The organism is Kitasatospora sp. NPDC036993, from assembly GCF_055607525.1.
The window spans coordinates 252085-277195 of the sequence record NZ_JBVJRP010000005.1 but is presented as its reverse complement, the minus strand read 5'-3'; the positions used below and the strand labels follow the sequence as shown (position 1 = coordinate 277195).

General features: G+C 75.4%; 21 protein-coding genes. 11 read left to right on the top strand and 10 right to left on the bottom strand.

Annotated features, from left to right (window positions below; genetic code table 11):
- Positions 1-14 precede the first annotated feature (14 nt).
- Complete coding sequence (locus ACZ7C5_RS12885) at positions 15-428, bottom strand: MarR family winged helix-turn-helix transcriptional regulator (RefSeq protein ID WP_401082029.1); 414 nt, start codon at positions 426-428, stop codon at positions 15-17.
- 54 nt (positions 429-482) lie between these two features.
- Between ACZ7C5_RS12885 and ACZ7C5_RS12880 the strand changes: the two genes are divergently transcribed.
- Positions 483-1295, top strand: a complete 813-nt coding sequence (locus ACZ7C5_RS12880; protein WP_470322579.1) for an SAM-dependent methyltransferase — start codon at positions 483-485, stop codon at positions 1293-1295.
- 50 nt (positions 1296-1345) lie between these two features.
- On the opposite strand, the gene ACZ7C5_RS12875 is transcribed toward ACZ7C5_RS12880, so the two are convergent.
- Entirely contained in the window at positions 1346-2029 is a 684-nt protein-coding gene (locus tag ACZ7C5_RS12875; protein ID WP_470322578.1) for a helix-turn-helix transcriptional regulator, read from the bottom strand.
- A 172-nt stretch (positions 2030-2201) separates the two neighbouring features.
- Here ACZ7C5_RS12875 and ACZ7C5_RS12870 point away from each other — a divergent pair, with 172 nt between their 5' ends.
- Positions 2202-5441, top strand: coding sequence for a cytochrome P450 (locus tag ACZ7C5_RS12870; RefSeq protein WP_470322577.1), 3240 nt, complete (start codon positions 2202-2204; stop codon positions 5439-5441).
- A 71-nt stretch (positions 5442-5512) separates the two neighbouring features.
- Here the strand turns inward: ACZ7C5_RS12870 and ACZ7C5_RS12865 are convergent, their stop codons facing one another.
- The 7 genes from ACZ7C5_RS12865 to ACZ7C5_RS12835 form a co-directional block, all read right to left on the bottom strand.
- On the bottom strand, positions 5513-6397 hold the full coding sequence (locus ACZ7C5_RS12865) for a S1 family peptidase (RefSeq protein WP_470322576.1): 885 nt from the start codon (positions 6395-6397) through the stop codon (positions 5513-5515).
- Positions 6398-6650: 253 nt separating this feature from the next.
- Positions 6651-7886: an MFS transporter gene (locus ACZ7C5_RS12860; protein ID WP_401082859.1), complete on the bottom strand. Its 1236-nt coding sequence runs from the start codon at positions 7884-7886 to the stop codon at positions 6651-6653.
- 50 nt (positions 7887-7936) lie between these two features.
- The gene (locus ACZ7C5_RS12855) at positions 7937-9028 is read right to left on the bottom strand and encodes a PLP-dependent cysteine synthase family protein (RefSeq protein WP_470322575.1); all 1092 of its coding nucleotides are present in this window, start codon (positions 9026-9028) and stop codon (positions 7937-7939) included.
- 60 nt (positions 9029-9088) lie between these two features.
- Positions 9089-9514, bottom strand: coding sequence for a hypothetical protein (locus tag ACZ7C5_RS12850; protein WP_470322574.1), 426 nt, complete (start codon positions 9512-9514; stop codon positions 9089-9091).
- Between the two features lie 129 nt (positions 9515-9643).
- Positions 9644-10105: a hypothetical protein gene (locus tag ACZ7C5_RS12845; RefSeq protein WP_401082009.1), complete on the bottom strand. Its 462-nt coding sequence runs from the start codon at positions 10103-10105 to the stop codon at positions 9644-9646.
- Positions 10106-10410: 305 nt separating this feature from the next.
- On the bottom strand, positions 10411-10968 hold the full coding sequence (locus ACZ7C5_RS12840; protein ID WP_470322573.1) for a GNAT family N-acetyltransferase: 558 nt from the start codon (positions 10966-10968) through the stop codon (positions 10411-10413).
- Positions 10969-11054: 86 nt separating this feature from the next.
- Positions 11055-11738: a phosphoribosyltransferase gene (locus ACZ7C5_RS12835; RefSeq protein ID WP_470322572.1), complete on the bottom strand. Its 684-nt coding sequence runs from the start codon at positions 11736-11738 to the stop codon at positions 11055-11057.
- 511 nt (positions 11739-12249) lie between these two features.
- Here ACZ7C5_RS12835 and ACZ7C5_RS12830 point away from each other — a divergent pair.
- From ACZ7C5_RS12830 to ACZ7C5_RS12800, 7 genes are all read left to right on the top strand, one after another.
- Positions 12250-12618, top strand: a complete 369-nt coding sequence (locus ACZ7C5_RS12830) for a metal ABC transporter substrate-binding protein (RefSeq protein ID WP_470322571.1) — start codon at positions 12250-12252, stop codon at positions 12616-12618.
- An 11-nt stretch (positions 12619-12629) separates the two neighbouring features.
- Positions 12630-13127, top strand: a complete 498-nt coding sequence (locus ACZ7C5_RS12825; protein ID WP_470322570.1) for an ATP-binding protein — start codon at positions 12630-12632, stop codon at positions 13125-13127.
- Between the two features lie 139 nt (positions 13128-13266).
- Complete coding sequence (locus ACZ7C5_RS12820; protein ID WP_470322569.1) at positions 13267-13644, top strand: STAS domain-containing protein; 378 nt, start codon at positions 13267-13269, stop codon at positions 13642-13644.
- Between the two features lie 176 nt (positions 13645-13820).
- Complete coding sequence (locus ACZ7C5_RS12815; protein ID WP_470322568.1) at positions 13821-16577, top strand: HAMP domain-containing protein; 2757 nt, start codon at positions 13821-13823, stop codon at positions 16575-16577.
- An 88-nt stretch (positions 16578-16665) separates the two neighbouring features.
- The gene (locus ACZ7C5_RS12810; RefSeq protein ID WP_470322567.1) at positions 16666-19011 is read left to right on the top strand and encodes a PP2C family protein-serine/threonine phosphatase; all 2346 of its coding nucleotides are present in this window, start codon (positions 16666-16668) and stop codon (positions 19009-19011) included.
- Between the two features lie 48 nt (positions 19012-19059).
- Positions 19060-19977, top strand: a complete 918-nt coding sequence (locus tag ACZ7C5_RS12805; protein WP_401081986.1) for an aminoglycoside phosphotransferase family protein — start codon at positions 19060-19062, stop codon at positions 19975-19977.
- 93 nt (positions 19978-20070) lie between these two features.
- Positions 20071-20481: a hypothetical protein gene (locus tag ACZ7C5_RS12800; RefSeq protein WP_401081984.1), complete on the top strand. Its 411-nt coding sequence runs from the start codon at positions 20071-20073 to the stop codon at positions 20479-20481.
- 133 nt (positions 20482-20614) lie between these two features.
- Here the strand turns inward: ACZ7C5_RS12800 and ACZ7C5_RS12795 are convergent, their stop codons facing one another.
- The gene (locus tag ACZ7C5_RS12795; RefSeq protein WP_401081981.1) at positions 20615-21241 is read right to left on the bottom strand and encodes a TetR/AcrR family transcriptional regulator; all 627 of its coding nucleotides are present in this window, start codon (positions 21239-21241) and stop codon (positions 20615-20617) included.
- A 220-nt stretch (positions 21242-21461) separates the two neighbouring features.
- On the opposite strand from ACZ7C5_RS12795, the gene ACZ7C5_RS12790 reads away from it, so the two are divergent.
- Both ACZ7C5_RS12790 and ACZ7C5_RS12785 read left to right on the top strand, forming a co-directional pair.
- Positions 21462-22694 (top strand): glycoside hydrolase family 1 protein, encoded by a 1233-nt coding sequence (locus ACZ7C5_RS12790; RefSeq protein ID WP_470322566.1) that lies wholly within the window; start codon positions 21462-21464, stop codon positions 22692-22694.
- A gap of 29 nt (positions 22695-22723) precedes the next feature.
- On the top strand, positions 22724-24955 hold the full coding sequence (locus tag ACZ7C5_RS12785; protein WP_470322565.1) for a glycoside hydrolase family 3 C-terminal domain-containing protein: 2232 nt from the start codon (positions 22724-22726) through the stop codon (positions 24953-24955).
- Positions 24956-25111 lie beyond the last annotated feature (156 nt).

Sequence of the window (25111 nt, the reverse complement as noted above, 5' to 3'; positions counted from 1 at the left end):
GCCCGGGGGGCGGGTCAGGGCAGCAGCAGGCCGGCGAGCTCGTCGAGCAGTTCGGTGACCCGGCGGGCCTGCTCCGGGTCCGGGAGGGCCTTGGCGATGACCGGTTCGGCGGGCCGGGCGACGTGCGAGCGGATGGCGTCCCTGGCCACCTCGGAGGCGGTCAGCAGGGTGCGCCGCCCGTCGGCCGGGTCGGGGGCGGCGTCGAGCAGGCCGTGTTCGCGCAGCCGGGCGACGGAGACCGAGACGTGGCTCTGGGCGAAGCCGGTCCTGACCCGGATCTCCTGGACGGAGGTGGCGGGGTGGCGGTAAACGTCGGCGATGACGGCGATCTCCCCGGCGGTGAGATGCTCGGAGGCCGGGTCGATGATCAGGGCGCGGCCGAGTTCGGTCAACCGCTTGCCGAGTCTGAGGAGTTGCACGCCGTCCATGTCCGACAGAATACATCTTCACTGATGCATCGGTGGCGATGTAGATTGCCCGGCATGACGACCTCAGAACCGTTCAGCCCGGTCTCCCGCACCGCCCTGTCCGTCGCCCGGGTGCGGGCCTACGAAAGCTCCCGTCCCGCCCCGCTCTTCGTCGACCCGTACGCCGCCGCGTTCGTCACCGCCGCCGGACTGCCGCTCGACTTCTCCGGTACGGGCAGCAGCCTCGGCAGGGCCCTGGTCGCCCACGGCATCCTGCGCACCCGCCACTACGACGACCGGCTGCTCGACGCCGGCGCCGACCAGGTGGTGCTGCTGGCGGCGGGCCTGGACACCCGCGCGTACCGGCTGGACTGGCCGGCCGGCACCCGGGTGTTCGAACTCGACCTGGACCCGGTGCTGGCCTTCAAGCAGCAGGTGCTGGACGGGCTCGGCGCCACGCCGCACGCCGGACGCACCGCCCTGCCCGCCGACCTGCGGGACCCGCGCTGGCCCGACCGGCTGGTCGCGGCGGGCTTCGACCCGGCGCGCCCCTCGGCCTGGCTGGCCGAGGGACTGCTGGTCTACCTGACCGCCGAGGAGGCGGCCGCCCTGCTCACGACGGTGACCGGGCTGGCCGCCCCGGGTAGCCGGCTGCTGCTGGAGCAGGGCCGCGACGTGAGCCGCACGCCCCACGACCCGGAGCTGGCCCACCTCACCGCACTGTGGCGCGGCGGGCTCGGGCCCGGCACCGACGGCTGGCTCGACGGGCACGGCTGGACGACGGAGGTCACCACCCTGGTGCGGCTCGGGGAGAAGCACGGGCGCTCGCTTCCGGACCCGTCGGCCACCACGGCGTTCATCGAGGCGCGGCGACGCCCGACCGGCTGACACCGCTGCCGGCGGCCTGCCCGCCCCAGATCAAGAAGTTGCCTGCCCGGTCACCGAACTGACGATTCGTCATGTCGGGCCGGCTGGGGCGGCCAGGTCCCGGCGGCCAGGACGCCGGTGGCGTAGGCGCGCGCGACCAGGGCGGTGCGGTTGGGGACCCGCCAGCGGCGGGAGAGCCGCGCCAGGTGGTAGTTGACCCCGTCCGTGGTGACGCCGATCTCGCGGGCGATCTGCGCGGTGGTGTCGCCCCGGGCCGCCGCGGCCAGGATCCGCGCCTCGACCGGGCTGACCTCGGCCCGCGGGCCGGGCGTGGCCTCGCTCGCGGGCTCGGCGGCGCGCAGCGAGATCAGCAGGTTCGGGATCTGCTCCGGGGTGTCGCCGACCAGGTCGACGGTCATCTCACCGTGCCGCTCGCGTCCGCCGACCGATGTCCAGGAGACCCGCGCCGGGTACCGCGAGCGGCGGTGCATCCGGACGGCCTCGGTGAGCGCCTGGAGCGTGGCGCTGTCCCACAGGGTGAAGAACTCCAGAATCCTACGGTTGTGCAACTCGCCCGGCAACCGGCCGAATTCGGCCGCCATCGCACGGTTGACGATCAGGATCCGACCGCCGAACTCGCACACCACGATCGGCAGCGGCACGTGGTCCAGCAGCCGCAGCGCCCGGTTGCGCCAGATCACCGCGGGGTCCCGGCTGCCGTCGGGTACGGGCGCGCAGCCCTCGTTCGTTCGCATGTGTGGTTCTCCTCCCCGTGGCGCCCGCGCGCACCAGAGCTGACGGTCCGTGGGCAAGTCCGCGGGCACCCCTGGCACTACACAATCATGTAGTGACTGCCGTCCGCGGTTCCGCCCGGTGGGCGCAGAGTGGAGGAAGCGATACGTTTCCTGCCGTGGGAGGGGTCCACCGATGACCGATACCGTGGAGAGCACGACCGAGGGCGAGCACGTGGCCGGGGCCGGGCGCGGCGCCGTCCCCCTGGTGGACATCTCGTCCGCGCCGCCGGTCGCCGTCCCGATGCTGCGCACCATGGACCTGGCCAGAGAGCACGGCCCGGTCTTCTGCCAGCGGCTGCACGGCCGGGACGCCCTGATCGTCAGCGGGCTGGAACTGGTCGAGGAACTGGCCGACGAGACCCGGTTCACCAAGTCGATCGGGCCCGGCCTGGAGAACGTCCGCCAGTTCACCGGGGACGGCCTGTTCACCGCCTACAACGACGAGCCCAACTGGGCCAGGGCGCACGACATCCTGATGCCCGCCTTCGCGCTCGGCTCGATGCGCACCTACCACCCGGTGATGCTGCGGGTGGCCCGCAGGCTGGTCGCCTCCTGGGACCGCAGGGAGGGCGCCGGGCTGCCGGTGGACGTGCCCGGCGACATGACCCGGATGACCCTGGACACCATCGGGCTGGCCGGCTTCGGCTTCGACTTCGGCTCCTTCGAGCGGGACGAGCCGCACCCCTTCGTCGAGGCGATGGTGCGCTGCCTGGACTGGGCGATGACCCGGCTCACCCGCGACCCGGAGGCGGACCACCGCGAGCGCGACGCCGCCTTCCGGGCCGACGCCGACTACCTGGCCGCCGTAGTGGACGAGGTGATCGCCGCCCGCGCCGGAGAGGGCGTCCAGGGCCCGGCCGAGGACCTGCTCGGCCTGATGCTCGGCGCGGTGCGTCCCTCGGACGGCAGCCGGCTGGACGCCGAGAACATCCGCAACCAGGTGATCACCTTCCTGATCGCCGGCCACGAGACCACCTCCGGCGCGCTCTCCTTCGCGCTGTACTACCTGGTCAAGAACCCGGCCGTGCTGCGGCAGGTGCAGCGGGAGGTGGACGGACTCTGGGGCGACCAGGCCGATCCCGAGCCCGGCTACGAGGACGTCGGACGGCTGCGCCACACCCGGCAGGTGCTCAACGAGGCGCTGCGGCTGTGGCCGACGGCGCCCGCGTTCAGCCGGGAGGCGCGCGAGGACACCCTGCTCGGCGGCCGCATCCCGCTGCGCGCCGGGGAGACGGTCTTCGTCAGCACGCCGATGCTGCACCGCGATCCGGCGTGGGGCGACAACCCGGAGCTGTTCGACCCGTCCCGGTTCGACCCCGAGCGTGAGCAGGGCCGCTCCCCGCACGCCTTCAAGCCCTTCGGCACCGGCGAACGCGCCTGCATCGGACGGCAGTTCGCGCTGCACGAGGCCGTCATGCTGCTGGGCATGCTGGTCCACCGCTACCGGCTGATCGACCACGCCGACTACCGGCTGAGCCTCAAGCAGACGCTCACCATCAAGCCCGACGGGTTCTCCCTCGGCCTCGCCCGGCGCACGCCCCTCCCGGTCTCCGCCGCGGCGGGGGCCGTGGAGCGGCGGGTCGGCGTGCCGGCCGAGCGCCCCGGGAGGGTCCGCAGGGGGACCGGACTGCTGCTCCTGCACGGCTCGAACTACGGGGCCTGCCGGGAGTTCAGCCGGCAGCTCGCGGAGGCCGCCGCCGACCTCGGCTGCGAGACCGAGATCGCCCCGCTGGACGCGTACGCGGACGGGCTGCCCACCGGCCGGCCGGTGGTGGTCACCGCCGCCTCGTACAACGGGCAGCCGACCGACGACGCGGCCCGTTTCGTCCGCCGGCTCCAGGAGTCCCGGGAGTCTCAGGGGACCGATGGGACCGATGGGACCGATGGGACCGACGGGGTCGGCGGTGCCGAGGCGGGTCGGTCGGCCGCCGGGGTCGAGTACGCGGTGCTCGGCATCGGCGACCGCACCTACGCCGCGACCTACCAGCGCGTCCCCGCCCTGATCGACGACCGGCTCGCCGCGCTCGGCGGCACCCGGCTGCTGGCCCGCGCCGAGGCCGACGCCTCGGGCGACCTGGCGGGCGCCGTACGGCAGTTCACCGAGGAGCTGCGCGAGGCCCTGCTGGCGCGGTACGGGGACGCCGACGCCCCGGCCGCGTCGGAGCCGGAGGCGGCGTACTCGGTGACCGAGGTGACCGGCGGCCCGCTGGCCGCGCTGGCCGCCCGGCACGACATGGCCGAGCTGACCGTCACCGCCGTCGGCAGCCTGACCGACCCCGCCTACCACCGGGTGAAGCGGCTGGTCCGCCTCGCGCTGCCGGAGGGCACTCGCTACCGGACCGCCGACCACCTGACCGTGCTCCCGGCCAACGACCCGGTGCTGGTCGAGCGCGCCGCCAAGCTGTTCGGCGCGGATCCGGAGACGGTGCTGGGCATCGTGGCGCACCGGCGCACCGGACCGGCCGTCGACCGGCCGCTGACGGTGCGCGAACTGCTCACCCGGCACGTCGAGTTGCAGGACCGACCGAGCGCCGGGCAGCGCGCCGCGCTGGCCGCGCTCAACCCCTGCCCGCCCGAGCGGGCCGCGCTGGAGGCGCTGCCCGAGGACGACCCGCGCACCCTGCTGGACCTGATCGAGGACCACCCCGCGGTGCAGGAGCGGCTCACCTGGCCGGTGCTGCTGGAGCTGCTGCCCCCGATCCGGCCGCGGCACTACTCGGTCTCTTCCTCGCCCACCGGCCGTCCGGACGAGGTGGAGCTGATGGTCTCGGTGCTCAGCGGTCCGGCCCGCTCGGGCCGGGGCACCTTCCGCGGCACCGGCTCCGGCCACCTCGACCGGGTGGCCGTGGGCGACACCGTGCTGGCGCGGATCCAGCCGTGCCGGGAGGCGTTCCGGATCGGCCACCGCACACCGGTGGTCATGATCGCGGCCGGGACCGGCCTGGCGCCCTTCCGGGGAGCCGTCGCGGACCGCCGGGCGCTGCTCGCGGAGGGGGCCGAACTCGCCCCGGCGCTGCTCTACTTCGGCTGTGACGACGCGGACGCGGACTACCTGCACCGCGGCGAGCTGGAGGCCGCCGATGCGGCCGGCGCGGTCTCGATGCGGCCGGCCTTCAGCGAGCGTCCGCAGGACGGGCGGCGCTTCGTGCAGGACCGGATCGCGGCCGAGGCGGCCGAGGTCTGGGAGCTGCTGGACGCGGGCGCCGAGGTGTACGTGTGCGGCGACGGGGCCAGGATGGCGCCGGGCGTCAGGGCGGCCTTCCGGGCGCTGTACCGGGAGCGCACGCCGGGGGCCGACGAGCAGCGGGCGCAGGCCTGGCTCCAGGGCCTGATCGAGGCCGGGCGGTACGTCGAGGACGTGTACGCGGGCTGACCGGTCGCCCCGGACACGGCCGTCGGCCCGCCGCACCGGTGCGGCGGGCCGACGGCTCGGACGGCCGGGGGTCAGTACACGCTGACGTTGTACGCGGAGAGTGCCGCGTTCACCGGCTGGTAGAAGGTCGTCCCGCCCGCGGTGCAGTCGCCGCTGCCGCCCGAGGTGAGGCCGAGCGCCTTGGCGCCGTCGTACAGCGGGCCGCCCGAGTCGCCCTGCTCGGCGCAGACGTTGGTCTGGATCAGGCCGGTGACGGTGCCGCCGCCGGTGTAGCGCACGGTGGCGTTGAGCCCGGTGACGGAGCCGCCGTGGGTGCCGGTGGTCGAGCCGGTGCGCTTCACCGCCTCGCCGACGTAGGCGTTCGGGGCGGAGGTGAAGCCGCCGGGGTGGCTGAGTGCGGAGTTGTCGTAGCGGACCAGGGCGTAGTCGTGGCCGGGGAAGGTCGTGCTGACGGTCGGTCCGATCCTGGTGGTGTGGTTGGCGTCGGTGTACCAGTCGGAGGCCACGTTGCCGCAGTGCCCGGCGGTCAGGAAGTAGTGGGTGCTGCCGCTCACCACGTTGAAGCCGAGCGAGCAGCGGTACTGGCCGCCGTAGATGGCGTCGCCGGCGGCGACCAGCGGGGTGAACACGCCGCTGACCCGGTGGATGGCCAGGGTGGACGCGGCGGGCCCGGCGGCGCCCATCAGCTTGGCGATCGACGCCGGGGACACGGTGCTGTCGGCGGTCACCACGACGCGTCCCGCGGCCTCGTCGACGTACCAGGCGGTGCCGTCGACCTCGGCGTTCAGGACGGCTTCGCTGACCGCCGACAACTGCTCCGGCGGTGCGGTGCGGGTGGGGGCGGCGGCGGCGCCCGGCGCGACGACCGCGGTGGCGGTCAGCAGGCCGAGGGCCGCGGCGAGCAGGCGGAAGTGGCGTGTGGTGCCGGTGCGGGGGGTCCTGCGCGTGGTCCTCACCGATCTCCTCCTGGGGGGTGAGCGGCCCTGGGGGTCGGGGCCGTGAAGCGCGGTCAGGCGGTGGGCGGAGTCCGGCCGGGGCTTTTCCGGAAGCGCGGCGGATGATCTGCTCCTGACAGACACTGACCGGAAGTATGAGGAAACGGACCGTTCGGTACAAGCTTCCTGAGGGGGTGTCGGCGGACCCGCGGGCCGGGGAGGGAGCCCGCGGATCCGCCGTTCGGCGGCTTCCCGGCGGCCGGAGCCGGAGGCCCTACCGGGCGGGCACCGGCTCGGGCCCGGCCAGTCGCCGGCCGCGGTGGAGGGCGTGCAGGGACAGCGCGCAGATCACTCCGAGGGCGCACAGCGCGAGCCAGGGGAGCGCGGCGAGCCCGGCCGCGCGGGCGGCGTCCAGGGCCGCGCCGGTCAGCAGGTTCCCGAGGGTGATGCCGACCCCGCAGACGGTGTTGTAGAGCCCGTAGTGGGTGGCGACCAGCCGGTCCCCGGAGAGCCGGACGACGGTGTCCATCTCGAAGGGGTAGGCCAGCATCGTGCCCAGGGCCAGCAGGAACGCGGCCAGGGCCGGCGGTCCGACGGCCGATGCCCAGCGCCAGGGGCCCGCGCCCGGGACGGGCAGGGCCGAGGCGGCGAGCAGCGGCAGGAAGGCCGCGCCCATCACGGCGACCCCCGCGACCAGCGCGGTGCCCGGCGCGATCCGGGCCCGGCACCAGGCGGTGACCCTGGTCTGGAGCAGGATCGTGCCCAGCCCGGACACCACGAACAGCAGCGCCGTGGCCGCCGTCCCGCCGCTTCCGTCGCCGCCCAGCCGGCGGACCTCCAGCGGCAGCGCCAGGTACACCTGGAAGGACAGCACGTACGAGCCGGTCATCGCGCCCGCGAAGAGCAGGAACGGGCGGTTGGCCAGCACTCCGCGCCACTGGGCGAGGACCCCGGTGCGCTCCGGGACCTCGGCGGGGCCGTCGCCCCTGCGGGCCGGCAGCGAGCGGATCTGGACCGCGCTGAGCACCGCGAACACCCCGGCCGCGACCAGGCAGGTGGTGCGGAAGTCCACCGCGGTCAGGGCCATGCCGACCAGCGGGCCGAGCAGGATGCCCGCCTGGTAGAAGACGTTGAACAGCGCGAACGCGGCCACCCGCCGCTCGCCCGCGCCGGAGGCCACCGCCAGGTACGCCCGGACGGCCGGGTTGAACAGCGCCCCGGCCAGCCCGGTCGCCGCCGAGGCCGCGATCAGGGCGGGCAGCGAGGCGGAGAGGCCGAGCGCGGCGAAGCCGGCGGTGCGCAGCAGGCAGCCCGCGACGATCAGCGGCTTGTAGCCGAACCGGTCGGCCAGCGTGCCGCCGACCAGGAACATGCCCTGCTGGGTGAAGTTGCGCACCCCGAGCACCAGCCCGACCGTCCAGCCGGCCAGGCCGAGGCCGCCGGACAGGTGCGCGGCCAGGTAGGGCATCAGCATGTAGAAGCCCAGGTTGATGGTGAACTGGTTGACCATCAGCAGCCGGACGCTGCGCTCGTGGCCGCGGAACTGGGCGGTCAGCTCCCTCACCCGGCACCGCCCGCGGCGCTCGGGAGGGTCAGCGGGTCGACCACCTCGGCGCAGCGGGTCCAGCGGGTGACCTCCCGCTCGTCGGGCCGGGCGAGTTCGTCCGGGCCGTCCGCCGGCGGACGGTCGAGCAGGCCGTGCGCGGAGCAGTACTCGTCGTCGTAGACGGTGCCGAGGTAGCGCTGCGGCCCGTCCGGGAAGACCGCCGCGATCCGGGTGCCCGCGGGCCGGGTGCGGGCCAGCCAGCCGGCCACCAGGGCGACCGCGCCGACGCTCCAGCCGCCGGTGGCGTAGTGCGAGGAGGCCAGTCGGCGGCAGGTCCAGACGGCCTCGTCCGGGGCGACCCAGTGGACCTCGTCGAAGGCGCCGTAGGCGACGTTGCGCGGGTGGATGCTGGAGCCGAGGCCGCGCATCAGCCGGGCGCGGGCGGGCTGGCCGAAGATGGTGGAACCGATGGTGTCCACTCCGACCACCCGCAGGCCCGGGTAGAGCTGGCGCAGCACCCGGGAGGTGCCCGCCGAGTGCCCGCCGGTGCCGACGCTGCACACCAGCACGTCCAAGTGGCCGAGCTGGGAGGCGAGTTCGAGCGCCAGCGGGGTGTAGGCGGTGGTGTTGTCGGGGTTGTTGTACTGGTCGGGGCACCACGAGCCGGGGTGGCGGGCCAGCAGTTCGGCGACCCGGTCACGCCGGGCCTGCTGCCAGCCGCCCCGGGGGTGCGGGCTGGTGACCGCCTCCACCTCGGCGCCGTAGGCGGTGAGGAGCCTGGTCATGGCCGGCTCCAGCCCCGGGTCGGTGACCAGGGTGACCGGGTGCCGGTGCACCATGCCGGCCAGCGCCAGCCCCAGGCCCAGCGTGCCGCTGGTGGACTCCACGATCCGGCCGCCCGGGCGCAGCTCGCCCCGGTCCAGGGCCCGCTGGACCATGTGCAGGGCCGGGCGGTCCTTGAGGCCGCCGGGGTTGAAGCCCTCCAGCTTGGCCCAGAAGCCGCGGCCCGCCGGGGCCAGCGGCTCGCCGATCCGCAGGACCGGGGTGTTGCCGACCAGGCCGCCGAGGGCCGGGCGGTCGTCGGTGCGATGGGTGAGGGACGTCATGTCTCGTCTCCTGTCGGGAGGTTGGCGGAACGTTCGGCAGCTCGGGCGGACGCCGAGCCGCTATATCCGCCACCGACCGGTGACCAGCAGGGGGCCTCTCGGCCCGGGGGTACGGGCGGCGCGCACGACGGGGGCCGCCGGGCGGTCCGCCGGCGGCTGCGCCCGGTCGACGCCGGGGGTGGTGACCGGAGGCAGGGTGCCGGAGGGGACGGGCACGGCGGGGGACCGCAGCGCCCGGTGCGCGGGCGCGGTGTCCCCCTCCTCCGGGCAGGAGCGCTGCGAGGCGTCGGCGGGGACACCGCCCGGCCCGGGCGCGAACGTGAACGTGGGCGCGGAATCGGAGGGGGTCGTGGACGGGGACGTCGTGGCTTGCGCGGTCGCCGTGGGGGAGTGGGGCTGATGGGCGCCGAGGTGCTGCGGTGCGCAGCCGACGGGCAGCAGGGAGAACAGGCCGAGCAGGAGCGCGGCCAGGAGCCTGACGGGCATGACGGGACTCCGCGCGGCCGCACGAGGCGGCAGCGGATCGGTGACGGTCGGAAGGAGCGGACGCGGGCGGCGGTCGCCGGCACGCACCGCCGCGTGGGCGGGGCGTGGCAGGGCGCGGCCCGGGCCGGTCTAGACCCTCAGGTTGGCGATCCGGTGCGGGAGTTCGGGTGGTCCGGCCTCGGCGGATCCGGCCGGCGGGCCCGCAGGGCCGGGCGCCGGCACGGCTTCCCCGGTAGCGGGCGGGACGGTGGCGGCCGACCAGGCGGTCTCGGCGCCCGGCCCGTCCTCGGGCTTCCCGGACAGGCAGTCGCCGCCGGGGTGGTCGGCGTCCTCGTCGTGCTCCTGGTCCTGCTCCTGGCCGTGCTCCGGGTGGTTCTCGTGGTGGTGCGAGGGCGGTGTGGTGTCGCCCGCCGCCGGAGTCTGGGCGGAGAAGACGATCCGGATCGGATCGGTGTGCCCGGCGCCGTTCTCCGCGCCGAACCCGTGCGCCGTGAACACGGCGATCAGCAGGGCGCCCAGCCAGAACAGCCGCGCCGCCACCCCTCGGGGGTGGGCGCGTCGTGTACGCAACGGCGACCGGGCGGTGACCATGTCGTGATCCTAGCCCGACTTCCCGCTCCGCCACAGCACGCCTCCATCGAAGTGATGAATGGTCAAGTGCCCGATGGGCGGCGGAATCGAAAGAAAGTGTTATCGGTGCGGACGGGGAGGGTCTCCTGGGTGAGGGAGTGAGCGCGCGACGTCGTGGGTGAGGGACCACGACGGGGCCCGGAGCCCGAGGCGCTCCGGGCGCGCCCGCTCCCGCCGCGCCGCCGGATCGTCCCGTCCGGCCGGCGCACCCGGCGGTTCGCACGCCTCCCCCACGGCTGCGGACCGCCGGGGTCACCAGGGCGGGCTCACGCAGCCGGGGCGTGCTCCCTGGCCAGCCGCCACACCAGCTCCTCGCCGGTCTCGGCCGGGGCGAGCGCCTCGGCCGGGCGGCGCAGGTGCTCGGTGAAGCCGAGACGGGCCGGGACGGCGCCGCTGGCGTGGTTGGCCGGGTCGTGCACGATCTCGACCCAGGCCACCCCGGGAAGCCGGAAGGCCTCGTCGGCCACGGCCCGTGCCGTCCTGGTGGCGAGGCCGTGCCCGGTCGCGGCTGGGTGCAGCCAGTAGCCGATCTCCCGGACGTCGTCCGGGGTGTCCTCGCGCCGGAACAGCCCGCAGGCCCCGACGATCGCGCCGTCCCGCGTGATCGCGTACGTGAAGTCCTGCCCCTTCGCCCAGAGTTCGGCGCGGCGGCCGAGGAACTCGGCGGTCTTGGCGTGACTGTGCTCGGCGACCCAGGGCATCCAGGGCCGCAGGTGCTCCAGCGACTCCTCGATGACGGCGAAGAACTCGGGCAGGTCCGACTCGGCGGCGAAGCGGCGCAGGGTCAGTCCGTCCAGGGCGATGACGTGCGGGGGAAGGTCCATGACGGGAGGATGGTCCGTACACCCCTCACCGGGCAACGGGTTTTGCCGACGGGCCCCGGGCCCCGGGCCGCGTCAGCTCCGCCGTGTCAGCTCCGCCCCGCCGGGTGGCCGGCCGGGGTCGGGTCGGCCGGGGAGTGCCGGCGCAGCAGGACGGCCGCCTCGCGGTCGGTGACGTCGTGGAACTCGCCGTACCAGGGGCCGGCGGCGTGCGCGTAGCGGGGCAGGTGGAGGCAGACCACCTGGTCCACGTCCCGGCGCAGGTCGGCCGCGACCCGGGCGTCGCCGATCGGTGCCGCGAGGATCAGGTGCTCGGGGAGGTCGGCGGCGAGGGCGTGGAGGGCCGCCCGGGTGGTCAGGACGTCGGTCAGGCCGTCGGAGACGAGGACGGCGGTGCGCCCGTTCAGCGGGAGCCTGGTCCGGCCCTGGCGGTAGAGCGCCTCGCGGCGGCGGACCTCGACCCGTTCCCGTTCCACGCTCGCGCCCAGCTCGGCCGAGGTGACGCCGAGGCTCTTCAGGGTGTACCGGTCGAACAGCGGCGGATCGCCGTCGGCGATCGCGCCCACCGGGCGGTCGTGGCCGGGCACGGCCAGCGCGCGGACCACCGTGGCGTCGAGCGGGGCGCCCAGGGCCTCGGCGACCTCGGCGGCCACCGGGAGCCCGCCGGGAGCGAGGCCGAGGACCACCACCCCGGCGCCGGTCCGCCCGTCCAGCAGCGGGACGAGCCTGCGGGCCAGCTGGTGTCCGGCGGTGCTGCGGTCGAGGAATCTCACGGGCCTGTCCTTGTCCTCCAGGTGGTCGAGCGCTCCGGCCGGGACGGGGCCGAGGGCCGGAGCGGCGGGCGGCCTGCGGGCAGCACCCGCCCGGCCCCGCCACCACGGCGCCTTCCCCGTCGTGGCGGGCTCTAACGTCCGGGGTGTGAGCCGGGGCGTGCGTGGCGGCAAGGGGGCGTGAGCCTGGGGACGACCCGGGGGCGATCCGGCGCGTGCCGCCCGGCGGGCCCCGGCCTGATGGTGTGACGCGGCGCGGCCGGGGCAGGCGCAGGGCATGGACGACCGGCGGACGGTGCTCCCGCCCGTACCCGGGGTGCTCGCGGGTACGGCCGTCCGCGCGGCCCGGTACGGTGCGCGCGACGATGGTCCCGACGGCGCCCCGCCGCCTCGACCGGACCGGGAGCGGGCCAAGCCGGGGTCATCCGGGCAACCCTGCGAACCGACCGGCGGTCACGAGTCCGGCGACCTGCGCATCGGGGCCGGCGACCGGGGGCCGGTACGGATCGTCGCCGTGACAGGGGAGCCGGACCACGACACCGCGGAGGGGCTGCGCGCCGCCCTCGCCCACCCGCCGTCGGCGGACGGCATCGAGCGGCTCGTGGCCAACCCCGCCAACCCCGCCAACCCCGCCAACCCCGCCGGCCTCGCCGGCCTGCGCTTCTGGGACTCGACCAGGCCGAACATCCCGCAGTGCGCCCGGCTGGACACCCGGGCGGCCGGGCCGTGGCCGGAACCGACCGGTCCGCGCCCCGTGGTGGCGCGGCCGTTCGCCGTCACCGGCGCCGACGGCGCGCTGCCGGTCCACCCCGCCCTCCGGACAGCCCTTGAGGCCTCCGGCGAGGGCGCCGCCGGGCCGGCCCCGCCGCCCGGACCGAGCTGAGGAGGCAGGCCGTGGACCGCCCCGGGAACGGTGGGCCGCCAGGCCGGGAGCAGGCCAGGAGACTGGCGCTGGCAGGCAGCGCCGGCGCGGTGCAGCGCAGCCGGGAGTTCAGCCGGCGGGCGCTGGTGTCCTGGGACTGGCTGCCGACCGTCGACGAGGAGCGGCTGGCCGCGGCCGAGGACGTCCTGCTGATGGTCTCCGAGCTGGTCACCAACGCCTGTCTGCACGCCCCCGGCGGCCCGCGCGAACTCCGGCTGTACTGGGACGGCGCCCGGCTGCGGGTGGAGGTCGCGGACGCCAGCCCCGTCCCGCCGCGGCTGCGCCCGTTCGCCGGTGCGGGACGGCCGGGCGGGCACGGGCTGCGGGTGGTGGACCGGCTCGCCCGCGCCTGGGGTTCGCAGCCCGAGGACGGCGGGAAGCTGGTCTGGCTGGAGGTGCCGCGCCCGCCGGCCCTGGCGGCGGCCGGTGCGGACGGGGGACGGGTCGGGGAGCCGGAGCGGCCGGGCTGACCGGAGCCCCTGTCCGCGCCGGGGTTTCCGGCGCGCCACAGCGGACAGCCGCGTGGGTGTGATCGCCGGCCGCGGCCGGTGCGAGGCGTCGGCCCGTCGGCCGGCGCGGGGCCGGACCGCGCGAGAGGAGCCCGCCGCCATGACGCAGCACCCGCGCAATCCCGCGAGCCCGGCCGTCGACCGGGCCGAGGGGCTCACCGTCGAGGTCCGCCCGTGGGCCCTGGGCACCGTCCTGGTGCTGCTCGGCGAGCTGGACCTGGACTCGGTCACCGAGCTGCGGGCCGCCGTCGACCGGGCGCTCGTCGCGCCGGCCACCGTGGTCGTGGTGGACTGCGCCGGGCTGGAGTTCTGCGACTCCACCGGGCTCAACGTCCTGCTGCGGGCCAAGGCCAGGGCCGCCGTGGACGACAGCCGGATCGAGCTGGCCAGGCCCCGGCCGCTGAGCCTGCGGATGCTCGAACTCACCGGCGCCACCGACGCCTTCCCGATCCGCGAGACCGTACCGGAGCCGGGCTGAGTCCCGTACCGGCCGGAGTCCCGTGCCGGCCTTCCGGCCCGGAGCACCGCCCCGCCTCGCGTGTCGCCCCCCGGCGCACGGTGGCACAGTGGGAGCAGGGCGGCGCCCCGCCGCCCTCGGGGCCGAGTGCCCGGACGGCGTGCCCCGGCCGTGCGAGCGATCCGGACGGTGGACGGATGGACGAGCACCCGGTACGCGGAACCCCGGCGGACGACGATCCGGCCGAGCAGGCGCTGCGGCAGCTGCTCGCCGGGCTGACGGCCGTGCGCGACGGGGACTTCCGTACCCGGCTCGTCCCGGGCCGGCCAGGGGCGCTCGGGGAGATCGCCGAGGTCTTCAACGGCATGGCCGACCGGCTCGCCCGGGTGACCTCGGAGGTGACCAGGGTGGCCAGGGAGGTCGGCACCGACGGCCGGCTGGGCGGGCAGGCACGGGTGCCGGACGCGACCGGGACCTGGCTGGAGCTGACCGACTCGGTGAACGCGATGGCGGGCAACCTGACCTGGCAGGTGCGCAACATCGCCCAGGTCACCACGGCGGTGGCGCGCGGCGACCTCACCCAGAAGATCGAGGTGGACGCGCGCGGCGAGATCCTGGAACTCAAGAACACCGTCAACACGATGGTCGACCAGCTGTCCTCGTTCGCGGACGAGGTGACCAGGGTGGCCCGCGAGGTCGGCAGCGAGGGCCGGCTCGGCGGCCAGGCGGACGTCCGGGGTGTCTCCGGGACGTGGAAGGACCTCACCGACAACGTCAACGTGATGGCCTCCAACCTGACCGGCCAGGTCCGCTCGATGTCCGAGGTGGCGACCGCCGTGGCGCGCGGCGACCTCTCCCGGAAGATCACCGTCGAGTCCAAGGGCGAGGTCGCGGCCCTCGCCGACGCGATCAACACCATGGTGGACACCCTGTCCTCGTTCGCGGACGAGGTGACCAGGGTCGCCCGCGAGGTCGGCACCGAGGGCATCCTGGGCGGTCAGGCCACCGTCCGGGGTGTCTCCGGGACGTGGAAGGACCTCACCGAGAACGTCAACTTCATGGCGCACAACCTGACCAGCCAGGTGCGCAACATCGCCCAGGTCACCACCGCCGTCGCCGAGGGCGACCTCACCCGCAAGATCGACGTGGATGCGCGCGGCGAGATCCTGGAGCTGAAGACCACCGTCAACACGATGGTCGACCAGCTGTCCTCGTTCGCCGCCGAGGTGACCAGGGTGGCGAGGGAGGTCGGCAGCGAGGGCCGACTCGGCGGGCAGGCCAGGGTCGAGGGCGTCTCCGGCACCTGGAAGCGGCTCACCGAGAACGTCAACGAGCTGGCCGGCAACCTGACCCGGCAGGTCCGGGCGATCGCAGAGGTCACCAGCGCCGTCGCGGCCGGCGACCTGACCCGGTCGATCAGCGTCGACGCCTCCGGGGAGGTCGCCGACCTCAAGGACAACATCAACGCGATGGTCGGGTCGCTGCGCGAGACCACGCTGGCCAACCAGGAGCAGGACTGGCTCAAGACCAACCTGGCCCGCTTCTCCGCCGCCATCCAGGGCCGGCGGGACATCCGCGCCGTCGCCGGGCTGATAGCCGACGAGCTGACCCCGCTGGTCGGCGCCCAGTACGGGGCCTTCTTCCTCGCCGAGGAGGGCCCGGACGGCCCCGGACTCGCGCTGCTCAGCGCCTACGGCCGCCCGGTCGGGGAGCGGCGGCGGCTGCGGCCGGGGGAGTCCCTGGTCGGCCAGGCCGCCAGGACCCGGCGAACGGTCACCGTGGACGAGCTGCCGCCCGGCTACGCCACCGTCTCCTCCGGCGCGGGCGCCGCCGACGCCCGCTCGCTGGTCATCCTGCCGATCGCCCTGGAGGAGTGGCTGATCGGCGTGATGGAGTTCGCCTCCGTCCACCCGTTCACCCAGGTCCACCGCGACTTCCTGAGCCGGTTCGCCGAGGTCTGCGCGGTCAACCTCGGCAACCTGCTGGCCAACGCCCGCACCGACGAGCTGCTCAGCGAGTCCCGGCGGCTCACCGCGGAACTCCAGGCCCAGTCCGAGGAGTTGCAGGAAGGCCAGGAGGAACTGCGCCGCTCCAACGCCGAGTTGGAGGAGAAGGCCGCGCTGCTCGCCCAGCGCAACCGGGACATCGAGGCCAAGAACCTGGAGATCGAGCAGGGCCGCCAGGAACTGGAGGAACGCGCGAAGGAGTTGACCCGCACCTCGCTGTACAAGTCGGAGTTCCTGGCCACCATGAGCCATGAGCTGCGTACCCCGTTGAACAGCCTGCTCATCCTCGCCCAGCTGCTCGCCGAGAACAGCGGCGGCAACCTCACCCCCAAACAGGTCGAGTACGCGGGCGTGATCCACTCGGCCGGCACCGACCTGCTCCAGCTCATCAACGACATTCTCGACCTGTCCAAGGTGGAGGCCGGGAAGATGGAGCTGGTCATCGAACCCTTCGAGCTGCGCGAGCTGCTGGAGTACGTGGAGTCCGGTTTCCGGCCGCCGGCCGACGAGAAGGGGCTCGCCTTCGAGGTGTCCGTCGGCCCGGCCGTGCCGGAGCGGATCGTCAGCGACCAGGCGCGGCTGCGCCAGGTGCTGCGCAACCTGCTCTCCAACGCCGTCAAGTTCACCGACACCGGGCGGGTCGAACTGCGGATCGAGCACGTCGAGGGGGCGCAGCTGCCGCCCGGGTCCGGCGGGACGCACGCGGCGGTGGCCTTCCACGTGGACGACACCGGGATCGGCATCGAAGCGACCCACCTGGGCGCCATCTTCGACGCCTTCCAGCAGGCCGACGGCTCCACCGCGCGGCGCTACGGCGGCACCGGCCTCGGGCTGTCGATCAGCCGGGAGCTCGCCCGGCTGCTCGGGGGCACCCTCACGGTCCGGTCCACGGCGGGGGAGGGCAGCCGGTTCACCCTGTACCTGCCGTTGGGCGGGCATCCGTCATGACCGTCCCCCGGCCGGGGCGCATCGCGTCCCACCCCGCGGGCACCCGCGCTCGGCGCGCAGCCCCCGCGACCCGGCGTAGGGAGCTGCCGTGACCGCCGGGCAGGACCCGGTGGAGCGCACCGCCAGGGCCCTGGCCGAGACCGTCCGGCGCCTCCGGGCGGCCGCCGCCCGGGCGCACGCCGAGGCCCGGGCCCGGGCCGCCGTCGACCTGGCCACCGGCATCCTGGCCGAGCGGCTCGGCCTGCCGGTCGCCGAGGCGGCCGTGCACCTCGCGCGGCTGGCGCGGGAGGCGGGCGTGCCGGTGCTCGCGCTGGCGGCGGACATCGCGGGGCTGCCCCAGCCCCAGCCGCAGCCCCAGCCGCAGCCGCAGTCGGAGCCGCGGTCGGAGCCGGAACCGCAGCCGTCGGCCGTGGCACCGCCGACGGTCGGGCCGTCCGAGGCCGGTCCGCCCGTCGTGCCCGCGCTCGCCGCCGCGCCCGACCTGGAGCACGCGGCCGGAGCCGTGCTGGACCAGGCCGCGGCGGCCCTCGGCGTCCGTGCCGTCGCCGTCTGGCAGCGGCTGCCGGGCGGCGCGCTCGCCCTCACCGCGCACGCCGGGCTCACCGTCGAGGAGGCGGTCGACTGGGCCCGGGTGCCGCCCGGCGTGCCCACCCCGGCGCGGCTGGTCGTCGACGGCGGAGCCGAGCTGTGGCCGGGCGGGCCGGGGACGGGCGAGCCGGGGACGGACGGGCCCTCGGTGGGCACCGGCGCCCACCGGGCGGTGCTCCCGCTGCTCGACGGGGGCCGCCGCCGGGGCGCCCTGGAACTGCTCTGGCCGCCCGCCGTCCCCGCCCCGGTGCTCGGCCGGGCCCAGCGCCGCGAGCTGTACGCCCTCGCCGACCTCTGCGCGACCCTGCTCGGCCCGCCCCCGGAGCCGGTGGCCCCCGAGCAGGCCGCAGCCCTCCTGGACGGGCTGCCCGCCCCCGCGATGCTGCTGGCGCCCGTCTCCCGGGCCGACCGGATCGCCGACTTCACGCTGCTGCGGGTCAACGCCCGGTTCCGCGACCCGCTCGGCCGCCCCCGGGAGGCACTGGAGGGCGCCTCGCTGCTGGAGACCTACCCGGTCGCCTGCGCCGCCGGACTGCTCGACCGGGTGCTGCGCGCGTACGAGACCGGCGTGCCGTCGACCGCCGAGCCGATCCGGCTGGCCTTCCGGGGCGACGGGCCCGCCGTCCCCGCGGCCGTCCTGCTCTCGGTCGTCCCGCTCGGCGGCCGGCTGCTGGTCTGCTGGCAGCTGGAGGACGAGCAGGACGCGGAGGACGAACGCACCGCCCTGCTGCGGCAGGCCCAGCGGCTGGCCAGGGTGGCCGGGTTCGAGGAACGCCCCGCCGAGGGCCTGATCCGCTGGAGCGACGGGCTGCACGAGCTGTACGGGCTGCCGCCGGACGCCCCGCCGGTACCGCTGGACCGGCTCGTACGGCACACCCACCCGGACGACCGGCCGGCGGTCCGGCGCCTGCTGGACACCGTCCGGCACCACCACCGCACCGCCTCAGCGGTGGTCCGGCTGGACCGCCCGGACGGCACCCACCGCTTCACCCGGGTGATCGCCGAACCGGTGGTGGACGAGACGGGGAGGCTGGTCGCCGTCCGCGGCGCCTACCACGACGTCTCCGCCCAGCACTGGACGGAGGTCGCGCTCGGCGCCACCCGGGAGCGGCTGGCCGACAGCGAGCAGGAGTCGGCCGAGCGGGCGCAGCTGGCGCTCCGGCTCCAGCAGGCGATCCTGCCGGCCGCGCCGCCCCCGCTCGGCGTCACCGGCCTGCACGCCGCCGTGCGCTACCGGCCCGCCGCCCAGCGCGACCGGGTCGGCGGCGACTGGTACGACGTGCTGGTGCTGCCCGACCGGCGGGTGCTGCTCGCGGTCGGGGACGTGGCCGGGCACGGCGTCGGCGCGGCCACCGGCATGGTCGCGCTGCGGCACGCCCTGCGCGGCCTCGCCGTCACCGGGGCCGGCCCCGGCCGGCTGCTGGCGTGGGCCAACACCGTCGCCCTGCGCGAACCGGGCCAGATCACCGCCACCGCCGTCTGCGTGCTGCTCGACCCGGCCAGCGGCGAGCTGCGCTGGGCCCGGGCCGGCCACCTGCCGCCGATCCGGCTCGGCGCGGACGGCGCCGAGGTGCTGCCGCTGCCGCACGGCGTCCTGCTCGGCGCACTGGACGACGCCGCGTACGAGGAGCACACCGCCAGGCTCGACCCGGGCGACGTCCTGCTGCTCTACACCGACGGGCTGGTCGAGCGCAGGGACCGGCCGGTGGAGGAGTCGGTGGAGCAGCTGCTCCGCGCGGCGGGCGCCCCCGGTCCCGACCTGGAGCTGTACCTGGACCGGCTGCTCGAACTCAGCCCCGCCGACACCGACGACGACACCTGCCTGATCGCCGTCCAGACCGAGTAGCCGCCTTTACGGGGTGTCACGCGCCCTGCCCGGCTACCGTTGCCGCGCATGACCCACAGTGAGACCGAAGTCACCGCCGAGCTGATCCGGGACCTGCTGCGCGACCAGCACCCCGACCTGGCCGACCGGCCGCTGCGGCTCGGTGCGCGCGGCTGGGACAACCAGCTGTGGCGGCTCGGTGACGACCTCGCCGTCCGGCTGCCCTGGGCGACGGAGTCCGCCGACGCGCTGCTGCGCAAGGAACACACCTGGATGCCCGCCCTCGCCCCGCACCTGCCGCTGCCGGTTCCCGTCCCGCAGCGCCTCGGTGAGCCCTCCGGGCGGTTCCCGCGGCCCTGGATCGTCACCACCTGGGTACCGGGCGAGCCCGCCGACCGGGCCCCCGCGACCCGGGCCGAGGAAGCCGCCGACTCGCTGGCCGCCTTCCTGACGGCGCTGCACCGCCCCGCCCCGGCCGGGGCACCCGCCGGCCGCGGCCGCGGCGGGCCGCTGGCCGACCACGCCGAGGGGTTCGCCAGGTACCTCGCCAGGGCCGCCGGGCTCGGCCTGCTCCCCGACCCGGACGCCGTCCGCGCGGTCTGGGAGGACGCCGTCGCCGCACCTGACTGGGCGGGCCGGGACCTCTGGCTCCACGGTGACCTGCACCCGGCCAACGTCCTCACCGCGGACGGCACCTTCTGCGGCGTGATCGACTTCGGAGACCTCTTCGCCGGTGATCCGGCCTGCGACCTCGCCGCCCCCTGGGTCCTGCTGCCGGACGGTGCCGTCGACCGCTTCCACGCGGCCTACCGGCCGGGCCAGGACGCCGCGACCCTGCGCCGCGCCCGCGGCTGGGCGGTGCTCCGCTCCCTCTCGTGCATCCTCATCGGGGACGCCGGCGACCACGGCCGCCCCGGAGGCAAGCCCACCTGGGGCCCGCCCGCCCACGCCGCGCTGCGCCGCCTCGTCGCCACGGCCGGACGCTGAGGGCTCGCCGTGGCCGTTAGGGGCAGCCCCGGCCGGGTAGGCGCGACCGGACGAGGGGGATGACCGAGACCACGAGGGAAGGGGTCGATCCCCATGCTGCTGCTGGGACTTCTGTTGATGGCGGCGTCCGGAGCGTTCGTCGGACTGCTGGTCGCGGACAACCTCTCCGGCGGGCCCGACTACCAGGTGACGATCCTGGGCAGCGACCTGGTGACGCTGAACAGCCTGAGCATCTTCCTCGCCGGTGTGGCGCTGGCGCTGCTGTTCTGCCTCGGTCTCGCGATGATGCGGCTGTCCCGGCACTCCCGGCTGTCCCGGCGGGCCGGGCGCACCGCGCGGTCCTCGCGCACCGCGCGACCGGTGCGGCGGGCCGCCTCCGAGGACCGCGCCGTGGGCGGCACCGACGAGCTGCGGATGCCGCCGGAGGAGCGGGCCGCCGAACAGGGCGGCCGGGAGACGGCGGCGCGACCGGGCGGCCGGATCCGGCGCATGTTCGGGCACTGAGCGCCCGCCGGCTTCGATCCGGTCCCGGGAGGTCGCCGTGGACTCCGCGTTGCCTCGGGTGGCCGGGTGTGGCCGCCCCTGACGTGATCACCGGCCGGTGGTCACCGGGGTGCCGGCGCGGCTGGGGCCGTGCCTACGGGGCGTCCGACGGCGACGGGGCGTCCGACGGCGGCGGCGGGGAGGGTCGGAGGGCGGGGCCGAGGAGGGTGTCGGCGAGGCGGTCCATGTCGGCGGCCATGTCGATGTCCGGGTTGAGCAGCCACTGGAGCTGGATGCCGTCGGCGGCGGCGATGAGGATGCGGGCGAGCCACTCGGGGTCCACGGCGGTGGGGTCCTCGACGCCACGGGTGATGCGGTCGGCGATGCGGGTGCGGAACCGCTCGTAGCGGTTCTCGAAGAAGTCGTGGGCCGGGTGTTCGGGTTCGGCGGCCGCGGCGGCGAGGTCCACGAAGAGCTTGACCAGCCCAGGGGTGGAGGCGTTGTGGGTGAGGACGGCGGAGTGCGGTAGGCCGGCGCCGTTCCCGAACGGGTCGAACATCTCCGCCGCTGCCGCGTCGCGGGCTTCCAGGACGGCCGTGAGCAGCGCTTCCTTGCTGCCGAAGTGGTGCACGACGCCGGCGTACGTCATGCCGACCCTGGCCGCGATGTCGCGCAGCGAGACGCCTCGGCTGCCGGCCTCGGCGTAGGCCGCCAGCGCGGCGTCGATGATCTCCTGCCGTTTGGCCGAGGTCTTGGCGTAGGGCCCTCGTGGCTTGCTCATGGCGGGGAGTCTAGCGCTCCCGGGCACGAACACCTATCGGCGTCAGGTTTTCACCGGCGAAACCGTTGTGCTGTCATGTTTTCGTGCCTATGGTGAGGCCAGCCCCCTGTGCGAAGCGGCTGAGGGCCGTCATGGCAGATCGCCCACCCTTCCTCCCTGGCGCACCCCGACGCACCCCGAACCACCGTTCCACCGTTCCGCCCGTACCCAAGGAGAGACCGTGACCGGCTCGCACCACACCCCCCTGCCCGAGGGTTTCCTCTGGGGAGCCTCCACCTCCGCCCACCAGACCGAGGGCGGCAACACCAACAGTGACTGGTGGCCGATGGAGCAGGGCGCCGCCGCCGGCGGCGGCCACATCCAGGAGGTCAGCGGCGACGCCTGCGACAGCTACCACCGCTGGCGCGAGGACATGGACCTGCTGGCCGGACTCGGCTTCACCGACTACCGGTTCAGCATCGAGTGGGCCCGGATCGAGCCCGCCCCCGGACAGTTCTCGCAGGCCGCCATCGCCCACTACCGCCGTATGGTGGAGGGCGCCCACGAGCGGGGCCTGCGCCCGATGGTGACCCTGCACCACTTCACCTCGCCCCGCTGGTTCGCCGAGCGCGGCGGCTGGACCGCCGCCGGCTCCGGGGAGGCCTTCGCCCGCTACGTCGAGGCCGCCGCGCCGGTCTACGCCGAGGGCGTCGACCACGTCTGCACCATCAACGAGCCCAACATGATCGCCATCATGGTCCCGCTGCTCGACCTGATGCTCGGCAAGACCGAGCCCGGCGACCACGCCTTTCCGACCGCCGGTCTGCCGCTGCCGGGGGAGGAGGCCACCGAGGCCCTGGTCCGGGCCCACCGGCTGGCCGTCGAGGGCGTCAAGTCCCGCGCGCCGCACGTCCGGACCGGCTGGTCCGTCGCCAGCCAGGTCAGCCACGCGCTGCCCGGCGGCGAAGCGGCCCGCGAGGCCTACCTCCGGCCGCGCGAGGACGTCTTCCTGGAGGCCGCCCGCGGCGACGACTGGCTCGGCGTGCAGGCCTACACCCGTACCCTGATCGGCCCCGACGGGCCGCTGCCGGTGCGGGACGACGCCGAACTCACCCTGAAGGGCTGGGAGTTCTACCCCGGCGCGCTCGGCGACGCGCTGCGGCACGCGGCCGCCACCGCCCCCGGCGTCCCGCTGATCGTCACCGAGAACGGCATCGCCACCGCGGACGACAGCCGCCGGGTCGCCTACACCGCCGGAGCGCTCCAGGCAATGGCCGCCGCGATGGCCGACGGCGCCGACGTGCGCGGCTACTTCCACTGGAGCGCCCTGGACAACTACGAGTGGGGCAGCTTCGCCCCCACCTTCGGCCTGATCGCGGTCGACCGCCACACCTTCGCCCGTACGCCCAAGCCCTCCGCCGCCTGGCTCGGCGCGGCCGGCCGCAGCCGCGTCCTGCCCACCGCCGCCAACTGACCCCCCTTCCCGGACCGAGGAGCTCCCGCATGACCTCCGAGAACCTGACGATCGCACAGCAGGCCGCCCTCACCTCGGGCGGAGACTTCTGGCACACCAGGGCCCTGCCCGAAGCGGGCATCAAGGCCGTCACGCTCACCGACGGACCGCACGGCCTGCGCAAGCAGCCCGAGGACGGCGACGCCCTCGGCATCGGCGCCAGCGAACCGTCCACCTGCTACCCGCCCGCCTGCGCCCTCGGCTCCTCCTGGGACCCGCAGCTGGCCGAGCGGATCGGCCGGGCCATCGGCGCGGAGGCCGTCGCCAAGAACGTCTCCGTCGTCCTCGGCCCCGGCGTCAACATCAAGCGCTCCCCGCTCGGCGGTCGCAACTTCGAGTACTTCTCCGAGGACCCGCTGCTCACCGCGCGGATCGGCGCCGCCGTGGTGCACGGGGTGCAGTCCCACGGCGTCGGCACCTCGCTCAAGCACTTCGCCGTCAACAGCCAGGAGACCGACCGGCTGCGGGTGAGCGCCAACGTGGACGAGCGCACCCTGCGCGAGATCTACCTGCCCGCCTTCGAGCACATCGTCACCACCGCCCGCCCCACCACCGTGATGTGCGCCTACAACGCCGTCAACGGCGTCCCGGCCTCCCGGAACTCCCGGCTGCTCACCGAACTGCTGCGCGAGGAGTGGGGCTTCGACGGCGTGGTGGTCAGCGACTGGGGAGCGGTCGGCGACCGGGTCGCCGCCCTCGCGGCCGGCCTCGACCTGGAGATGCCGCCGTCCGGACGCGAGGCGGAGGTGGTAGCGGCCGTCGAGGACGGCACCCTCGACCCCGCCGCCCTGGACACCGCCGCCCGGCGGGTGCTGACCCTCCTGGAACGCACCGCCGCCGCGCGGGTCGAGGGCGCCGGCTACGACCAGGACGAGCACCACGACCTCGCCCGCACCGCCGCCGCCCAGTGCGCCGTCCTGCTCAAGAACGACGGCGGCCTGCTGCCGCTCGACCCCGGGAGCGGCGAAACCGTCGCCGTCATCGGCGAGTTCGCCCGCACCCCGCGGTTCCAGGGCGGCGGCAGCTCGCACGTCGTCCCCACCCGGCTGGACAGCGCCCTCGACGCGCTGCGCGCCCTCGCCGCCGACCCGGAGCGGATCGGCTTCGCGCCCGGCTTCACCCTCGACGGCGCGCCCGACCCGGCGCTGGTCGCCGAGGCGGTGGCGGCGGCCGGCGCGGCCCGGCACGTCCTGCTCTTCCTCGGCCTGCCGGAGTCGGCCGAGTCCGAGGGCTTCGACCGCACCGACCTCGGCCTGCCCGCCGACCAGCTCGCCCTGATCGACGCCGTCGCCGCCGTCAACTCCCGCGTCACGGTCGTACTTTCGAACGGCGCGCCGGTCCGACTCACCCCCTGGCAGGACCGGGTCGGCGCGGTCCTGGAGGGCTGGCTGCTCGGCCAGGCCGGCGGCTCGGCACTCGCCCGGCTGCTGTTCGGCCTGGACAACCCCTCGGGCCGGCTCGCCGAGACGATCCCGCTGCGGCTGGAGGACAACCCGAGCCACCTGCACTTCCCCGGCGGGGACGGCCAGGTCGAGTACGGCGAGGGGCTGTACGTCGGCTACCGCCACTACGACAGCCTCGGCCTGCCCGTCGCCCACCCCTTCGGCCACGGCCTGAGCTACACCACCTTCGGGTACGGCGACCCGGAGGTGACGGTCACCGGGGACAACCGCTTCGACGTCTCCTTCACCGTCACCAACACCGGTGCGCGGGCCGGCGCCGAGGTCGCCCAGCTGTACGTCCACGAGCGGGCGCCCCGGCTGCGCCGCCCCGAGCACGAGCTCAAGGGCTTCGCCAAGGTCTTCCTGGAGCCCGGCGAGAGCACCCGGATCACCATCGCCCTCGACGAGCGCTCCTTCGCCCACTGGTCGGTGCTCGACCACCGCTGGCGCGTCGACACCGGGGACTTCGACCTGCGGATCGGCGCCTCCTCGCGCGACGTCCGGCTGCGGACGGCGGTGACCTGCCCCGGCGACGGCTTCCGCCGGCCGCTCACCGCGGACTCCACCCTCGGCGAGTGGCTGGCCGACCCGCTGGGCGCGCAGATCATCGGCGCCGCCATGCAGGAGATGGCCGCCTCCGTCGGCATCGCCGAGGACAGCCCGCTGATGTCCATGGGCGCCGGCCTCCCGGTCAGCCGCATCCCGGCCTTCACCAGCAGCATCACCGCGGCCGACATCGCCCGCCTGGTCGAGGCCCACCGCGACCTGAGCGCCGGATAGGCCCTCGCGCGCGCCTGTGGCCCCTTTCAGCGGCTGATGCCGCGAAGGGGGCCGCGGGCCCTGCCACGGGGCCGGGGTGGCGGCAACGGGCCGACGGACCCACCGCTCACCGCCTGAGCGCTCCGGGCGGCGCGCTCAGGCCCGGGCTCCCCGGAA

What these genes read in the sequence shown, in the direction of transcription:
- ACZ7C5_RS12885 (WP_401082029.1), bottom strand. Translation starts at nt 428, where the DNA reads ATGGACGGCGTGCAACTCCTCAGACTCGGCAAGCGGTTGACCGAACTC.
- ACZ7C5_RS12880 (WP_470322579.1), top strand. Translation starts at nt 483, where the DNA reads ATGACGACCTCAGAACCGTTCAGCCCGGTCTCCCGCACCGCCCTGTCC.
- ACZ7C5_RS12875 (WP_470322578.1), bottom strand. Translation starts at nt 2,029, where the DNA reads ATGCGAACGAACGAGGGCTGCGCGCCCGTACCCGACGGCAGCCGGGAC.
- ACZ7C5_RS12870 (WP_470322577.1), top strand. Translation starts at nt 2,202, where the DNA reads ATGACCGATACCGTGGAGAGCACGACCGAGGGCGAGCACGTGGCCGGG.
- ACZ7C5_RS12860 (WP_401082859.1), bottom strand. Translation starts at nt 7,886, where the DNA reads ATGGTCAACCAGTTCACCATCAACCTGGGCTTCTACATGCTGATGCCC.
- ACZ7C5_RS12855 (WP_470322575.1), bottom strand. Translation starts at nt 9,028, where the DNA reads ATGACGTCCCTCACCCATCGCACCGACGACCGCCCGGCCCTCGGCGGC.
- ACZ7C5_RS12850 (WP_470322574.1), bottom strand. Translation starts at nt 9,514, where the DNA reads ATGCCCGTCAGGCTCCTGGCCGCGCTCCTGCTCGGCCTGTTCTCCCTG.
- ACZ7C5_RS12845 (WP_401082009.1), bottom strand. Translation starts at nt 10,105, where the DNA reads ATGGTCACCGCCCGGTCGCCGTTGCGTACACGACGCGCCCACCCCCGA.
- ACZ7C5_RS12840 (WP_470322573.1), bottom strand. Translation starts at nt 10,968, where the DNA reads ATGGACCTTCCCCCGCACGTCATCGCCCTGGACGGACTGACCCTGCGC.
- ACZ7C5_RS12820 (WP_470322569.1), top strand. Translation starts at nt 13,267, where the DNA reads ATGACGCAGCACCCGCGCAATCCCGCGAGCCCGGCCGTCGACCGGGCC.
- ACZ7C5_RS12815 (WP_470322568.1), top strand. Translation starts at nt 13,821, where the DNA reads ATGGACGAGCACCCGGTACGCGGAACCCCGGCGGACGACGATCCGGCC.
- ACZ7C5_RS12805 (WP_401081986.1), top strand. Translation starts at nt 19,060, where the DNA reads ATGACCCACAGTGAGACCGAAGTCACCGCCGAGCTGATCCGGGACCTG.
- ACZ7C5_RS12800 (WP_401081984.1), top strand. Translation starts at nt 20,071, where the DNA reads ATGCTGCTGCTGGGACTTCTGTTGATGGCGGCGTCCGGAGCGTTCGTC.
- ACZ7C5_RS12795 (WP_401081981.1), bottom strand. Translation starts at nt 21,241, where the DNA reads ATGAGCAAGCCACGAGGGCCCTACGCCAAGACCTCGGCCAAACGGCAG.
- ACZ7C5_RS12785 (WP_470322565.1), top strand. Translation starts at nt 22,724, where the DNA reads ATGACCTCCGAGAACCTGACGATCGCACAGCAGGCCGCCCTCACCTCG.